This window comes from Pedobacter gandavensis (assembly GCF_032677645.1).
Classification (GTDB): Bacteria; Bacteroidota; Bacteroidia; order Sphingobacteriales; family Sphingobacteriaceae; genus Pedobacter; species Pedobacter gandavensis_A.
Genome location: NZ_JAVTSB010000005.1, coordinates 327,338 through 342,720 on the forward strand (window position 1 = coordinate 327,338; position 15,383 = coordinate 342,720).

Genomic DNA, 15,383 nt, shown 5'->3' on the forward strand with positions numbered 1-15,383 from the left:
AATAGCAGAAATACCCTCGCTGATCTCTTAGTTATAGCGAAGTCCTCAGATATTTTTAGTTAATTTGAAAAACACACAACCCCTATTTAAATGAACCTAAAACGATTTTTACTAGTATCTTTCTTCTCTCTGAGCACTGCTTTCAGTGTGATGTCACAGGAAACTAGTTACCCGATTATCCCTAAGCCTGCGCAAATGGAAACTATGCCCGGACAATTCAACTGGTACAAAAACACGGTAATCCGTAATGCCGCAGGAGCCGGTTTTACAGATGCAGTGAAAGAACTTCAGTTGATTACAAAGAGCTTAAAAACGACGACTAAGCAACCTAATTTCATCCTGATCAAGAAAGATCCTTCGATTACTACTGCTGAAGGATATAAACTATTGGTAGAGCCGAGTCAGATCACGATTCTGGCTGCGAATCCGGAAGGTGCATTCTGGGCAATATCGACCTTGAAACAATTAATTGGTACTCCGGCATTAAAGGCTGGCACAGCTTCTTATGTGGTTCCAGCGGTTAAAGTTGCGGATGCGCCGAAATTTGCCTGGCGCGGTATCCACCTGGATGTGTCCCGCCATTTCTTCGATATGGCTTATTTAAGGACTTTCATCGACCGCATGGTCTTATATAAATTTAACAAATTCCATATCCACCTAACGGATGATCAGGGCTGGCGTATCGAGATTAAAAAATACCCTGAGCTGACTTCCAAAGGTGCCTGGAGAAAATTAAACGGTCAGGATTCAGCCTGTTTAAAGCTGGCAGTTGACAATCCTGATTATGCCCTACCTGAGAAACATTTCAAAACGATTGATGGCGAACGTATGTATGGCGGTTTTTATACCCAGGAAGAAATGCGCGGATTGATTCGCTATGCGACTTCAAAAGGGGTAGAAATGATTCCTGAAATAGACATGCCGGGTCATATGATGGCTGCTACGAAACTGATGCCCTGGTTAACAGCTTCAGGGATTAGTCAGCAGGGAAAAACCTTTTCCGAGCCTTTATGTCCATGTAAAGAAACTACTTTTGAATTTGCGGAGAATGTATTTTCAGAGATTTTTGCGCTGTTCCCAAGTAAATATGTCCATTTAGGAGCAGATGAAGTGGAAAAAGACAGCTGGAAGAAATCTGAGGAATGTAAGGAAGTCATGAAACGCGAAAACTTAAAAAGCGTAGATGAGTTGCAAAGTTATTTTGTGCACCGTATGGAGCGTTTTTTCAATAGCAAAGGTAAAAAGATGATCGGCTGGGATGAGATCCTGGAAGGTGGGGTATCTCCTACTGCGACAATGATGTACTGGAGAGCATGGATGCCAAAAGCTCCAAAACATGCCGCAGAAAAAGGCCTGGATATGATCATGATGCCTGGTGAATTCTGTTATTTTGATGCCCAGCAAGATGGCGGTACTTTGAAAAAAGTATACAGCTTCGATCCTTACAATTACAACTTAACGAAAGCAGAAGAGAAATTAGTATTGGGTGTACAGGCAGGTATCTGGACGGAATACATCCCATCGGAAGCACGTTTAGAATACATGGTTTTCCCAAGAATGCAGGCGCTTGCTGAAGTAGCCTGGAGCAATGCGGATAAAAACTGGACGGAGTTTGAAAAAAGAATGAATGCACATTATCCTTTATTGGATGCAATGAAAATTAATTACCGTCAGCCGGACCTGACTGGCTTTTCTCCGAAAAGTGTGTTTGTGGACCAAACGGTATTGAAAATGATCAATCCATTAAGTACTTCAGTTTTACGTTATACTACCGATGGTACGAAACCGACGGTAAATGCTACGCTCTACAACGGTCAGTTGCTGATCAACAAACCTACACAGGTGAAAATTGCAGCTTTCCGTCCGGATGGTAAAATGGGTGAAGTTTACACCATAGACTACGACCAACAAGCCTACCTGAAAGGTGTATCCTTGAATAAAATTGAGAAAGGATTGAAGTTTTCTTATTATCCTAAGTCCTATAAAACGGTCACTCAGATTACAGAAACGGATAAGAAGTCAGCGGCAATCACTAAGGCAATTGAAATTCCGGTGGAGGATCAGGCTCCTACTTTTGGGACTAAACATGAAGGTTATTTCTATGCCCCGGCACAAGGTGTATATACCTTTTATCTACGCGCTGATGATGGCAGTAACCTATACCTGAACAACAAATTACTGGTTGATAATGATGGTTTACATAGTGCAATTGAAAAGTCGGCACAGATTGCTTTAGGTAAAGGTTACCATCCTTTCAAATTATTGTTTATTGAAGGTGGAGGTGGCTATACTCTTTCTTTAGACTATGTTGGCCCTGATGGTCAGCGCAAGGAAGTTAAAGCGGCTGATTTTGTTCATGAATAAGCTTCAATAGTTATAACAAAACAGGCTGCATCAATGATGCAGCCTGTTTTGTTATAGATAAATTTAGAGCTTAAACTTCTTCCGGCATTTGCAGCTTCCATAAGTTCGCGTAAGCAGAATTTGGATCATGTCTCAATTCCCTGTGATCACCTTCCTCTACTACCTTGCCTTTATCCAATACAATGATTTTATCGGCATGAATTAAAGTGCTTAAACGGTGAGCAATCACGATCACTGTTTTATCTTTTTCTTTCAGGATATCAATCATTTTCTGTACATACTTTTCAGATGCCGAATCCAAAGAAGAAGTCGCCTCATCAAGGATTAGAATTTCGGGTTCGCGGTATAGCGCTCTGGCAATGGCAATGCGTTGTCTTTGTCCGCCGGAAAGGCTGGTTCCGTTCTCCCCCAGGTAAGTTTGAAATCCTTTAGGCAGAGACTCGATAAAACCAATCAGGCCAAGCTGTGTAGCGATATCAATGATTTTCTGCATATCAGGTTCATCCTCGCCAATGGCGATATTTTCGATTACATTCCCTGCAAACAGGTCTATTTGTTGCGGCACCACCGATACCAGGCGACGTAGTGAAGAATTACTGATGTATTTCAAGTCGTACTTACCAATGCTGACATTACCGTTTTGAATGGGGTAAATGTTCTGAAGGATCGACATTAAGGTTGATTTTCCGGAGCCACTTTCGCCAACAATTGCCGTGAATTTACCTTGTGGAATGGTTAGGTTTAAATCTTCAAAAACAGCAACTCTGGTTCCGTAACGGAAAGAAACATTCTCGAAATTGATGTCTCCTATTTTATCCGGGCTGAGTTCAATCTGATGCTCATCATTTTCTCTTTCCAGATCCATGATTTCGAACAACCTATCGGCCGCAATAACGGCATCCTGAACGGTTTTATTCATCCCGATCAGGGAGGAAACAGGGCCGGTAAAATAGCCGATTAAGGTATAAAATGATAAGAGTTCTCCAGGCGTAATTTTACTATCGATCACATAACCGGCACCTACCCATAACAGTATAATGGTGAGCAAACGGGAAGTCAGTTCAGAAGAAGTTCCGGAAAACACGGAGTTCATGTTCGACTTGAAACTGTCTTTAAGCAGTTTTATAAAGCGAACTTCCGTTTTTTCATTAGCAAAAGATTCCAGTCCGAAGCGTTTAATTGTGCCTATAGCGTTCAGACTTTCCACCAACTGAGATTCCAGGTCTGCGGAATCTTCCATCAATGTTCTTTGCGCTTTCTTATTCAGCTTATCCGTTATAAAATAGATCAAAAGATACAATGGAATAACTGCAAGCATCAATAAAGCCAATTTCCAGTAGTAGGTAAACATCATGATAAATGAGAACACTACAATGAAAATATTGACCAGAAAGTTAATGCTGACATCATTCAGAAAGGCACGGATTTTTACCGCATCATTGATTCTGGAAATGATTTCTCCGACACGCATGGTATCGAAAAACTGTTGCGGCAATCTTAATAAATGCTTGTAATAGCCTAATATCAATTGCGCATCGATCATCTGCCCTGTTTTTAGGGTGAAGATCGTTTTTGCCGTTCCGATAAAGAGTTGAATCGCAAGAATGATCACCATGCCAATACTCATCAGGTTCAGCAGGTTGCGATTTCCATCCACCAGAACAAAATCCACCAGTTTCTGGACAAAAACTGAAGTTGAAAGGCCCAATATGGTATATACAATGGCACCAAACAAAGCCTGCACTAAAATCCCTTTATGGGGCTTAACCAGGCTCCAGAAACGACCGGAGATGGAGGCCTTTTCATTGCCTGTCTGAAAGTCTTCCGCAGGTAGCAGCAGTACCAGGGCACCCGTCCATTCTTTTTTAAACTCCTCATGGGTTCTGCGCTGCATTTGTCCGTCAATAGGATCCATGACTTCGATATACTTACTGGTCACCTTATAGATCACCACATAATGCTGAAGGATATCCTTGACAATCAAATGCGCAACTGCAGGTTTTGGGATCTTAAAAAGACTGTCGAACGGCCCCTTTACACCTTTTGCTTCGAAGCCTAACTTTTGGGCGGCTTCAACCATTCCCAGAACGTTCGTTCCTTTTTTATCTGTACCGGCAAATTGCCTGATTCTGGCAACTGGCAGATCTAATTTATAATGTGAGGCAATGGAAGCCAGACAAGCGGCTCCGCAATCCGTAATATCCCGTTGTTTTACTTTGATGCTCATAATTAAATTGTCTTTCCGCTTACATTAGGATTTACCCAGTCATCTACTTTATCGTATAATAACTGATACAAACTCCGACTGGTGACGGTAAAACGGGCAGTAAAATTCATCCCTTTTTTCAAGTATCCTTTATAACCGTTCTTCAATTGAAGATGATCCTGGGATAAACTACATTTCACTTTAAACACGGGTTGATTTCCGTTGAGAATGATGATGTCATCAGAAATATCGATGACCTTTCCAGAAGCCGATCCCCATTGGTTATAATTATAGGCATCAACCTGGAAGCGCACTTCCTGTCCTTTTTTGATTAAGCCAATATCTGCAGGTTTAATGTAGCAGAAGGCTGTCAGACTCGCATCCGGAGAAATCTCCGCAATCTTCTGATTGGCGAAAACATAAGCACCATTCTGCATCCCTAAAAGGTTCTGCACAGAACCACTTACCGGAGCTCTTAAAACATATTGTTTTTTCTGTTCGCTTAGCTCTGCCTGCTGACCGGAAAGTTGGCGCAACTCATTACGATATTCATTGGCCTCTGTCTGCCATTGGGTTTTATATTTTGTCCGGACCATCAGATATGCTGATTCGGTTTGCTCAAGTTCATATTTATATTTATCGTGTTCAGCGTCTGTGACGGCCTTATTTTTATAGAGCTTATCATAGCGTGAATAGGTATTTGCCGATTGTCGCTTTGCAATCCCGGCATTTTCCAACTCCTGCACAAATTGTTGCCAGGAAGCATTGTACTGCCCTGTTTGCAGGTTTGGTGAATTGGATTTCTCCAGGGTATTAAAGGCCAGTAACCTGGAAATGTCGGCCAGAAACTGACGTAATTGTCCCTCCCGCGTTTGTACCAACGCGCTCTGCTGACTCGGTAAGCCGGCATCAATCACTAAAAGAACATCACCCCGCTCCACTTTTTTATTATCAGAAAGATGGTACTTAATGAGTCGCCCGTTAATGGGAATACTCAACTCTGTCTTTTCAAGCGCAGATTGTAACATACCAGCGCCCTTCACGGTGATTGGTGTTTTTATAAATGGCAATGCAGCGAAAGTCAGGAGGATCACCAGAACCGTTACCTGGTAAATGATTTGGGAAGATTTGCTAATCTGTGAACGGTAAACAATAGAGGTACTGGATATTGTATCGGAAGAATAAGTAGAAATAGCCATATAATTTAAATAGTATTACAACTGCTACCCTGGATCAGGATAACAGTTGTAAATAACTTTATTACAGGCTCCAAACAAATTTCAAAACATTAGTTAATGTTTTGCTAAGGAATGCAGAAGTGTCAGTACCTAATGTGTTTAAAGTACCAGCAATAGAAGTCAAAAGACCGTCTAAAATACCACCTACTAAACCACCACCTTCAACTTTTGTCATTTCTTCTGTGTTCATTTCTTGAACACCAAGGTTCTTTAATTCTAAATTTTTCATAATAGGGATTATTGATTTAAATTCCTTACTCTTTTCAAGGCTTTTCGGGGTACGCCTATGCAGGTTTGGCCAAACACTGGCCGAATATAATCATAGAATCGAGAAAGAAATCAAAGGCTTAAATGGAAGAAATCGTGCTGTTCAGAGGAAATAAAGCCAAAAACTAGCGCCATTTGCCAATTAAATGGGATTTAAGATCGAAATAATGAAGTTTTTCAGAGGATTGTTCAGTCTATTCATTTTATTCATAAGAAAAAGCCACAAATCTTAAACAAAAAGCGAGTAAAAACCCCAATTACCAGGCAGTTACTAATTATTTAATAAAATGAACAAGCCCAACACCCCCTACTACCACCTGATTATGATCAAAAAGTTAACTAATCAACAATTTTTGTATTTTTATAGTCAACAATTGGAGTCGCTGCAAAAAAGAAATCCATAGTAAAGAACCGCGCAAGCACAGCAATTATCCAGCAGATCAGAAAAAAATCATTAATTTAATCATCAAAAAACTATGGTTAGAGCATTAGTCATTTCCGGGGGTGGCAGTAAAGGCGCATTTGCAGGTGGCCTTGCCGAATATTTGATTAACGTATGTAAACGCGATTACAAAATATTTATAGGCAGCTCTACCGGAAGTCTCCTTGTACCTCTACTTTCTATCGGGGAAATACCCCGGTTAAAAGCAGTATTTACTGCCGTTACCCAGGAACAAATCTTCAACATAGATCCCTTTATTATTAAAAAAGAAAATGGCCTCTTCAGAACCAGCATCAACCATCTGGGGATATTAAAGATGTTCTTCAAAAAACGGATGACCTTTGGAGAAAGCAAGAATCTACGTAACCTGATCCGGAAAACCATCAGCCCTGCTGATTACGAAAGGATACAAAACTCTGGCCGGGAAGTAATCGTTACCGTTTCTAATCTGAGTAAAATGACCGTAGAATATAAACTGGCAAAAGACTATAGCTACGAGGATTATTGCGACTGGATCTGGGCCTCCACCTCTCTGGTTCCCTTTATGAGTCTGGTGACAAAAAACGGCGATGATTATGCCGATGGTGGAATGGGTGACCTGATCCCCATTTACGAAGCTATACAAAGAGGCGCCACAGATATCGATGTGATTGTATTAAAATCAGACAGAAGTCTGATTCAAACCCCTGCAATCCATAATGCCCTCGATTTAACGTACCGGATTTTTGGATTCATGCTGAACCAGATCGGCCTGGACGACCTGACCATCGGGAAGCTGGAAGGCTTAAATAAAAAGGTAAAGCTCAATTTTTACCATCCACTGGATGCACTCACCTCAAACTCCTTGATCTTTGACCCGGAACAAATGAAACAATGGTGGGATTTAGGCTTTAAATGCGGACAGGATAATATGCAAAACCCCAAAGTGGTGGAGATCAATTAGCTTTCATTCTGGATTCCAGGTATTGATTAGCGGAACTGATTATTATTGCAGGGTAACCAAAAAGTTCCAGCAAACGAATTGCATTCTTCGTTTGGAGTATAAATGCTAATTAAATACCAAGGGTATCAAAAATCTCCCCTCTGCTCAGTTTATCATCAATTTTCGCAATCACATCCACTTTTGCTTTAAGGCATAAAGCCTGATCCGAAACACGGACAATATCCTGGAAAAATACCAGTTTTACGCCCTGACGTTCCGTTCTAAGCTGCACAGAAAACACGTCAGTACTGCTGAGAGATCTTTTAAAATCCATCTCAATCCGGGATACCATTAATAGTATGCCCTGCGCAGTGAGTTCTTTAAAGCCCTTTTCTTTAGACAATAGGTATTCATGTCTGGCATGTTCTAAATAAGATTGATACACGGCGTTATTTACTACACCCTGGATATCGCATTCATAGTCCCTTACTTTCAGCTGAATTTCAAAAATATAATCTTTCATAGCTGTCAAAGATCGTGATCTTATCCAAATTCAACCGCGTTTTCTGAAATGAAATAAAATCTACTGACTTATCAGGTCTTTTACGATATTGCAATGGAACGATTAACCGGGTTACCACCTGACAACCAAACTAATTATAACCAAACAATTAGCCTTTCAAATGCATGAACAACATGACGGATCAACAAAATCAATGGACCTTAGTACAGAAAACAGGTTTCAGATTTATCTTTCTTTTGTTTCTCCTCTTTATCATTTTCTTCAATAATGGAGTTACTCCATTACTAATCCGGTTGTTCCAATATCCCATGGAACTATTCAAAGAATTCGTGCCCTGGTTCGCAAAACAGTATTTAAATACGGCTCATGAGGCTACTTTTCATTTTAGCGGAAGTGGTGACACCACCTTTGCTTACGTTTCTTTATTGATCATTACCCTGTTTTCTTTAATCGGAACGTTCATCTGGTCTATCGCAGACCAGAAATCAAAAAACTACAACCAGCTTTACTACTGGTTAACGGTGGCTCTTCGTTTTTATGTAGGCATTATGCTCCTCAATTATGGATTGGTTAAGTTCACGAAAACGCAGTTTCCTTACCCCGATCTTCTGCTATTGACACAGAATTACGGAGCAAACCGCCCAATGGGTCTAGCCTGGGGATTTTTTGGCTATTCTAATGGGTACAATATCTTTGTAGGCTTTGCTGAAGTCCTGGCAGTCTTACTCTTCTTCAGAAGAACCACAACCATTGGTGCTTTTTTAACACTCATGACTGCCGCCAACATCATGATGGTTAATTATCTATATGGTGTACCCGTAAAAATCGTTTCTACGGCACTGTTCTTATTTTGTCTATTTTTACTGGCGCCAAACTTTGGTACCCTGACCGACTTTTTCCTCAAGGGAAAAGCTGCTGCTTTGAAAATGTTAGATGCTCCGGAGATCAAGAAAAAATGGTTGTATTATACTAAGTATACCGTCAAATATCTATTCATTCTCATGTCAGTTATAGGTCTGGCCTTACAAGCACAGGAAAGGGACAAGTACTATTCAAATAATCCAAAAAAGACGCCACTTTACGGGGCCTACCGGATCAGTTCTTTCTCTAAACCAAAGGATGCCCGGCCTACAGAGAAGAACTGGAAATTCTTACTCATCGGAGGCGACAATGATAGTGGCATCAGATATTTAAATGACGAATATGAGCCTGCTAAGATTAAAATTGATACCTTAAATAAAAAAATAGAGATCGTTTTTGAAAGAGAAGAATCGAAACACAACTTCTCGTACACAAAACCCAGTGAAGACCGGTTAATTTTAAACGGCAAACTGTACACAGAATCGGTAAGTATTGAATTAACCCGGGAAAAATTCCCACTGGTGACTAAAGAATTCCAGTGGATTATTGAGTAATATACAGGCGCTTGTTACCCTAAAACACACAACCATGAGCAAATACCAACTAGAGTGGAAAGCACTCCTTCAAAAAGAGAAAACATTTAAAGGCTGGAAGATCAGGTCAAGTGGTGGCGATCTGTTAATTCGTGTACCTGAAGAAACAGACATGGATGTGCTCCAAATGCAATTTTCGGACTTAATAGGCCCCTTTGCTCCACTAATGAAATCACCGAAAGGCACCCTTAAATTTTATGTAGGGAACTCTGCGGAGTTCGATTTCATCTTTACCTTAAATTAAAAAGAGAGATCACAGCAAATAAAAAAATTAGGCACAATAAAATAATCTCATTATATTGTATGGTAAACCCTTGACAAAACAACACAATAAATCAGCAAGTTAGGGTGACAACGAAGATTTAAACCTTAGAAATATGAACCAGACAAATTTTGATTTTTCGCATAAATACGCTCAATTCATCACTGAATTTCATGCCGCTATGAATTACAGAGATTCCAGAGGTTACGTCACTTTAAATCCCGAAAACAAATTAGAAGATTCTTTTACAGATTTATTTGTCAACTATTATGATCAGCCCTTACCTTCAAATCATAGATATGAATTAGATGATGCCACCCTGGCTTATTACTATTTTTGTTCTTCTACCGGACAACACCTGAGCTTGAAATTGATCCTTCAGAAGTTAGGGAATAAGTTCATCAAAAAATGCGAGAAACGTTTTAACGAACATTAGAGATACCATACCTCAAAATGAGAAACAAAAAACCCTGATAGTGATTATTGAACTTTTATCGGCTTCTTTTTAAAAAAATCCCCTATTTTACGGGCTTATGGAAGAAATCATTACCAGGATAAACGACCTCGTTTGGAGCAATGCGCTCATTTTACTTTGTATGGGCACCGGAATATATTTTTCGATTGTTACCAGATTCGTACAACTCCGATACATCAAAGAGATGATTGGATTACTATTTGGGGGACAAAGTTCTGCTAAAGGCGTGAGTTCATTTCAGGCATTTGCCATTGCCATTTCAGGGCGTATTGGTACTGGAAATATTGCAGGAGTAGCCACAGCAATTGCCATGGGCGGTCCGGGAGCGATCTTCTGGATGTGGCTGATCGCCTTTCTAGGCAGTGCATCGGCTTTTATCGAAGCTACTCTGGGACAGATTTACAAACAGGTTAACAATGGACAATATCGTGGAGGCCCGGCCTTCTATATAGAAAAAGGACTAGGCATAAAATGGTATGCGGTAGTATTTGCCATCGCCACCATCATGAGCACCGCGCTTTTTTTACCTGGCGTTCAAAGTAATAGCATTGCCTTGAGTATGCACAACGCTTTTCAGATCCCTGTTGCCTATACAGGTGCGGGAGTCGCTATTTTATTGGCATTAATCATCTTTGGCGGTGTGAAACGCATCGGAAGAGTGGCAGAAATCGTTGTCCCTTTTATGGCTGGTGCTTATATCCTAATGGCCATCGTGATTATGCTGATGCACATTCAGGAAATTCCATCCATGATTATGCTGATCGTAAAATCGGCCTTCAAACTGGAGCCAGCCTTTGCCGGAGTATTCGGTATGGCTATCGCCTGGGGTGTAAAAAGAGGAATCTATTCCAATGAAGCTGGTCAGGGAACTGCACCACATGCTGCCGCGGCAGCAGAGGTAAGTCACCCGGTAAAACAAGGTCTGGTACAGGCTTTTTCTGTGTATGTAGATACTTTGTTTGTGTGTACAGCGACTGCTTTTATGATCCTGTTTACCGGCCAATACAATGTGATTAATCCGGAGGGTGGCTTTATTGTAGAGAACTTACCAGGTGCAAAAATCGGTGCAGAATACACCCAATACGCAGTAAACTCCCATTTCCCTTCTTTAGGCAGCGGTTTCGTTGCGGTATCTCTCCTGTTTTTTGCCTTCACTACGATTATGGCATATTATTATATTGCAGAAACAAATCTCAGCTACCTGGATAAAAAAGGTCAAAAATGGGCATTATGGACTTTACGCATCCTGATTCTCGCGGCTACGTTTTATGGATCCATCAAAACGGCTGAAGCGGCATGGACATTAGGTGATATTGGTGTGGGCGTGATGGCCTGGCTGAATATTGTGGCCATTATATTACTTAGAAAACCGGCACTAAAAGCCTTTAAGGATTACCAGGAGCAAAGAAAAGCGGGTAAAGATCCGGTCTTTGATGCGAAAGCATTGGGTATAAAAAACACAACCGAATGGTAATATAGAAATTCAGTAAAAAGGGGATTGGCGATTTAAAATCACCAATCCCCTTTCGTATTTCAGTCAACCCGTTATTTCACTTCAATTTTCAGTACAGTAGATTTCAAGCCCTTTGCACTTGCCTCAAAATAAATCGTCCCTTCCTTCTCGTCAGACTTTACAATCGCTGTCAACTGACCGCTAAAAGCTTTCATTTTGGGCGTCTGAAAAGATTCCAGACTCGCACTGTTGCCATTGGCTACCGCATGGAATTTCCCTGCACCACTGGCTTTAAAACTGATCTCTCTGCTCTCTTCTGAACATAGATTTCCATCCTTATCCACTACGCTAACCAACACAAAGGAAAGATCCTTACCATTAGCACTTAACTGCGTACGATCTGCTTTCAGCTCCAAATGGTGAGGTTTACCGGCAGTATGAATTTCTTTTTCCTCCACTGCATTTCCTTTCGCATCATAAGCAATCACCTTAACCGTTCCCGGCTCATACTTCGTATCCATCCACATCAGGCGGTATCTTTTCTGACGGTCGAAAGCTGCTAAAGACTTCTTATCACCGGTATTATACACGGTAAAGGTGGTGTCTTTTGTTTTTCTTCCCTGGCTCTTTCCATTGATAAACAACTCAGCAGTTGGGTAATTGGTGTACACAAAAACTGGAGTCGTCTGACCCACCCGATCTTTGAAATTCCAGCCTGGTAGAATATGAAGCGTGTTTTCGGTCGTATTCCAGTGACTTCTATATAGATAATAACGGTCTTTCGGGATTCCGGCAAGGTCTACAATTCCGAATAAAGAACTATGGCTTGGCCAATTCGTATAATATGGCGTTGGCTCACCCAGGTAATCAAAACCGGTCCACACAAACTCACCTATTGCATAAGGCAGGTCATCATGCTGAATAAAGTTATCTTCCGGCAAATCAGACCAGCTACAATGCTCTACATCATAAGATGAAACCTGCAAATCCTCATAGATCGGCATTGCCTTTCTGACCACCGGGAATTTATAAACACCTCTTGAACTAATGGTAGAAGCCGTTTCCGTACCCAGAATCAGTTGTTGTGGCAATTTTTTATAGGCCTCCGGATAGGCAAAAGGGCGGTAATTAAAACCAGCCACCTGCATCGTCGCGGCAAAATTATTATTGATAACCGATCCCGGTTGATCCATTCCCTGCGTTACAAAACGCGTAGGATCTTCGCGGAAACAGATGTCCTGGAGGAACTTTGCGATTTTAGGACCGCCAACCATGCCCTGTTCCGGAACCTCATTTCCAATACACCACATCACCACACTCGGATTATTCCGGTAATGATGGATCAGGTTTACCATATCCTTCTCTGCCCATTGGTCGAAAAACTTATTATAACCATTCTTTTGTTTCGGCTCTTTCCATTCATCAAAAGTTTCCGCCATGAGCATCATTCCCATTTCATCACAAGCCTTCACAAACTCTGGTGCCGGCATATTATGGGAAGTCCGGATGGCATTTACGCCCATATCTTTCATGATGCGAATCTGCCTTCTGATGGCGGCATCATTTACAGCCGCGCCCAGGGGACCAAGGTCATGGTGTAAACAAACCCCTTTAAACTGCGTTCTTTTACCATTCAGGAAGAAACCTTTATCAGGGATAATCTCTATCGAGCGGATCCCAAAAGTAGTGCTGTATTCGTCACGAAGCTCATTTCCTTCGTACAACTTAGAAACCGCAGTATATAAAACCGGATTTTCTGTGTCCCACAATTCAGGATTTAACACCACCAGCTCCTGGTTAAAAGTATCGTTATCGTATTTGCTTAAAGGCGTTTTAGAAACCGCTACCACCTTACCTTGCGCATCCTTAATTTCGGTAGACAACTGAAACTGCGTAGCCTCGGTTTTACCTGCTCCAGCCAACTTTGTCTTCAGCTGTACCTTTGCAAATCCCGCATTGATCACAGGGGTTGTCAACTGCGTTCCCCAGACAGGAATGTGCGCTGCTTCCGTTACCAATACATGAACATTCCGGTATAATCCGGCACCAGGATACCATCTGGAAGATTCCGGAAAATTCTCCAGCCTTACCGCTAAAGTGTTTTCCTTGCCCGGCTCTAAAAATTCTGTGATATCAAAATGAAAAGTATTGTAGCCATAAGGCCAGTAACCTACCTTTTTACCATTTAAGTAAACGGTGGCATTACTCATGGCTCCATCAAAGATGATCGTTGCTTTTTTCCCTGCAGTAAAAGCAGGCAGTGTAAACTTATTCCGGTACCAGCCTACGCCAACAAATGGCAGGCCACCGGTACGACCAGCATGCTCAGAAGCTTCTTTCTGGCCATCTTGTGCAATGGCCACATGCTGTTTGTCATTATTGGCACTAAAAGGCCCGTAAATCGCCCAATCATGGGGAACAGTTACCCGCTGCCATTTACTGTCATTATACTTACTATCCATAAACCCTTCCTGATCTTCCCTGGTAAACTTCCAGTTCTTTTCCAGCAATAATTCAGGCCTGCTTTGTGCCATAGTGGTTCCATATAGCATGGTTAACGACCAAAAAACAGCTTTAAAATAATTCTTTCTCATATCAAATTTTAACGTTCTAACCGGTTTTCATTTAGACGCCATTATGTAGTACATAATACTGCCGGCTAAATATATGTTAAAACCCTTAATTTTGATACTTTAAAGAGATAAAGAAGCTCGGCGACTACCTATCCTGGTGGCCTAAATAACACCAATGTGTTACCTGGTAATAATCATCCATCGCTGAACCCTTTAAATACCATTCCGTAGAAGAAGGGTCCAAATCTGCATAACCATGGCATATTTTGACTGGACTTTCAAAATCCATAACCTTGACCAGGACGACCCTTGAAAATTCATCCCCTTTATCTATAGGAAGTGGCAAATATTTATCCGCAGCAACCCAATTAGAATTTACATCCATAATAACTGATCTATCAACAGCATATACGAGAATTAAATTCACTTGGTTGAGTAAAACAGTGTTTTTTTGAAAATAATTATTGCTTAAATATTTTTTCAATTCTGCCGCCAACAATGCTCCTCTCAGATCTTTGCCAATGATTACGCCAGCAGGGTCTATCAGGTAATTGGAAGGTAAATACTTGATGTCATATTGCTCCTGAGCGATGTGATCAAAATCACTCAGCTGAGGCCATTCCATTATCTGAAGTAATTGCATTCAAATTCCTTTAAAAACAAAACGAGGGCGCCAAAATGAATTGGACGCCCTCGCTTCAATATTTAAGGATTGCTTATCTGGTACAGTCTGCCGTCCAGGTTGCTCCATCCTTACTCACTAACATTTTTAAAGTACTTTCATCAATCTTGATTCCGGTTAATCCATTTCCAATACTTACATAACTATTATCTCCGGATTTTTCAAATTTCACACCGGTGATATCAGGAATGTTATTACCGAAAAAGAAATTGTAGGTCTCTCCTACTTTACTCACTGTAACTTTCCCATCAGAACTCGTGATGGTATTGCCGTCTTTGGTGTAAGAAACCGAACCTTTATACGTTCCTACAAATAAATCCGTAGAAGCTGGATCTTTGTCTTTCTTACAGGCGATCATAATCGTCGTAGCGATTAAAAGTAAACTGAAAATTCTAATTGCTTTTTTCATAACGTAATGTGTTTTGTTGTAACATAGCAGTTACAAAGCCCGTGCCAACAAGGGCTTTTTTCCGGATAACTAATGTTTATCAGCAAAACAACAAAGCGTTCTTAAACAGCAAA

The 15,383-nt window shown here is 41.0% G+C and carries 13 protein-coding genes; 6 read left to right on the forward strand and 7 right to left on the reverse strand.

What is annotated here, in order from left to right; translation table 11 throughout:
- Positions 1 to 90 precede the first annotated feature (90 nt).
- Positions 91 to 2,364: a family 20 glycosylhydrolase gene (locus R2Q66_RS10740; RefSeq protein WP_316748695.1), complete on the forward strand. Its 2,274-nt coding sequence runs from the start codon at positions 91 to 93 to the stop codon at positions 2,362 to 2,364.
- Positions 2,365 to 2,434: 70 nt separating this feature from the next.
- Here R2Q66_RS10740 and R2Q66_RS10745 read toward each other — a convergent pair whose 3' ends face one another.
- The 3 genes from R2Q66_RS10745 to R2Q66_RS10755 form a co-directional block, all read right to left on the reverse strand.
- Positions 2,435 to 4,591, reverse strand: a complete 2,157-nt coding sequence (locus R2Q66_RS10745; RefSeq protein ID WP_316748698.1) for a peptidase domain-containing ABC transporter — start codon at positions 4,589 to 4,591, stop codon at positions 2,435 to 2,437.
- A gap of 2 nt (positions 4,592 to 4,593) precedes the next feature.
- A complete protein-coding gene (locus R2Q66_RS10750) occupies positions 4,594 to 5,769 on the reverse strand; it encodes an HlyD family secretion protein (protein WP_316748701.1) in 1,176 nt (391 codons plus the stop codon).
- A 61-nt stretch (positions 5,770 to 5,830) separates the two neighbouring features.
- Positions 5,831 to 6,037 carry a hypothetical protein gene (locus R2Q66_RS10755; protein ID WP_316748703.1) on the reverse strand — a complete coding sequence of 69 codons (207 nt, stop codon included), beginning with the start codon at positions 6,035 to 6,037 and terminating at the stop codon, positions 5,831 to 5,833.
- Positions 6,038 to 6,551: 514 nt separating this feature from the next.
- Between R2Q66_RS10755 and R2Q66_RS10760 the strand changes: the two genes are divergently transcribed.
- Entirely contained in the window at positions 6,552 to 7,460 is a 909-nt protein-coding gene (locus R2Q66_RS10760) for a patatin family protein (RefSeq protein WP_316748706.1), read from the forward strand.
- A 109-nt stretch (positions 7,461 to 7,569) separates the two neighbouring features.
- On the opposite strand, the gene R2Q66_RS10765 is transcribed toward R2Q66_RS10760, so the two are convergent.
- Complete coding sequence (locus tag R2Q66_RS10765; protein WP_316748708.1) at positions 7,570 to 7,962, reverse strand: acyl-CoA thioesterase; 393 nt, start codon at positions 7,960 to 7,962, stop codon at positions 7,570 to 7,572.
- Positions 7,963 to 8,135: 173 nt separating this feature from the next.
- Here R2Q66_RS10765 and R2Q66_RS10770 point away from each other — a divergent pair, with 173 nt between their 5' ends.
- The 4 genes from R2Q66_RS10770 (at position 8,136) to R2Q66_RS10785 (ending at position 11,627) form a co-directional block, all read left to right on the forward strand.
- Entirely contained in the window at positions 8,136 to 9,377 is a 1,242-nt protein-coding gene (locus R2Q66_RS10770; RefSeq protein WP_316748710.1) for a hypothetical protein, read from the forward strand.
- A 34-nt stretch (positions 9,378 to 9,411) separates the two neighbouring features.
- Positions 9,412 to 9,660 carry a hypothetical protein gene (locus R2Q66_RS10775; protein ID WP_316748712.1) on the forward strand — a complete coding sequence of 83 codons (249 nt, stop codon included), beginning with the start codon at positions 9,412 to 9,414 and terminating at the stop codon, positions 9,658 to 9,660.
- Between the two features lie 133 nt (positions 9,661 to 9,793).
- Positions 9,794 to 10,114 carry a hypothetical protein gene (locus tag R2Q66_RS10780; protein WP_316748714.1) on the forward strand — a complete coding sequence of 107 codons (321 nt, stop codon included), beginning with the start codon at positions 9,794 to 9,796 and terminating at the stop codon, positions 10,112 to 10,114.
- A 97-nt stretch (positions 10,115 to 10,211) separates the two neighbouring features.
- Positions 10,212 to 11,627: an alanine/glycine:cation symporter family protein gene (locus tag R2Q66_RS10785; protein ID WP_316748716.1), complete on the forward strand. Its 1,416-nt coding sequence runs from the start codon at positions 10,212 to 10,214 to the stop codon at positions 11,625 to 11,627.
- Positions 11,628 to 11,698: 71 nt separating this feature from the next.
- Here R2Q66_RS10785 and R2Q66_RS10790 read toward each other — a convergent pair whose 3' ends face one another.
- The 3 genes from R2Q66_RS10790 to R2Q66_RS10800 form a co-directional block, all read right to left on the reverse strand.
- Positions 11,699 to 14,200, reverse strand: a complete 2,502-nt coding sequence (locus R2Q66_RS10790; RefSeq protein WP_316748718.1) for a DUF4982 domain-containing protein — start codon at positions 14,198 to 14,200, stop codon at positions 11,699 to 11,701.
- A gap of 124 nt (positions 14,201 to 14,324) precedes the next feature.
- Positions 14,325 to 14,822 (reverse strand): hypothetical protein, encoded by a 498-nt coding sequence (locus R2Q66_RS10795; RefSeq protein WP_316748720.1) that lies wholly within the window; start codon positions 14,820 to 14,822, stop codon positions 14,325 to 14,327.
- 73 nt (positions 14,823 to 14,895) lie between these two features.
- Positions 14,896 to 15,270, reverse strand: a complete 375-nt coding sequence (locus R2Q66_RS10800) for a hypothetical protein (protein WP_316748722.1) — start codon at positions 15,268 to 15,270, stop codon at positions 14,896 to 14,898.
- Between the last annotated feature and the right edge of the window lie 113 nt (positions 15,271 to 15,383).

Bases quoted from the DNA above. Each gene is read 5' to 3' on its own strand.
- R2Q66_RS10790 (WP_316748718.1), bottom strand. From the start codon at position 14,200: ATGAGAAAGAATTATTTTAAAGCTGTTTTTTGGTCGTTAACCATGCTA.
- R2Q66_RS10800 (WP_316748722.1), bottom strand. From the start codon at position 15,270: ATGAAAAAAGCAATTAGAATTTTCAGTTTACTTTTAATCGCTACGACG.
- R2Q66_RS10760 (WP_316748706.1), top strand. From the start codon at position 6,552: ATGGTTAGAGCATTAGTCATTTCCGGGGGTGGCAGTAAAGGCGCATTT.
- R2Q66_RS10780 (WP_316748714.1), top strand. From the start codon at position 9,794: ATGAACCAGACAAATTTTGATTTTTCGCATAAATACGCTCAATTCATC.
- R2Q66_RS10775 (WP_316748712.1), top strand. From the start codon at position 9,412: ATGAGCAAATACCAACTAGAGTGGAAAGCACTCCTTCAAAAAGAGAAA.
- R2Q66_RS10745 (WP_316748698.1), bottom strand. From the start codon at position 4,591: ATGAGCATCAAAGTAAAACAACGGGATATTACGGATTGCGGAGCCGCT.
- R2Q66_RS10750 (WP_316748701.1), bottom strand. From the start codon at position 5,769: ATGGCTATTTCTACTTATTCTTCCGATACAATATCCAGTACCTCTATT.
- R2Q66_RS10785 (WP_316748716.1), top strand. From the start codon at position 10,212: ATGGAAGAAATCATTACCAGGATAAACGACCTCGTTTGGAGCAATGCG.
- R2Q66_RS10770 (WP_316748710.1), top strand. From the start codon at position 8,136: ATGACGGATCAACAAAATCAATGGACCTTAGTACAGAAAACAGGTTTC.
- R2Q66_RS10795 (WP_316748720.1), bottom strand. From the start codon at position 14,822: ATGCAATTACTTCAGATAATGGAATGGCCTCAGCTGAGTGATTTTGAT.
- R2Q66_RS10765 (WP_316748708.1), bottom strand. From the start codon at position 7,962: ATGAAAGATTATATTTTTGAAATTCAGCTGAAAGTAAGGGACTATGAA.
- R2Q66_RS10755 (WP_316748703.1), bottom strand. From the start codon at position 6,037: ATGAAAAATTTAGAATTAAAGAACCTTGGTGTTCAAGAAATGAACACA.
- R2Q66_RS10740 (WP_316748695.1), top strand. From the start codon at position 91: ATGAACCTAAAACGATTTTTACTAGTATCTTTCTTCTCTCTGAGCACT.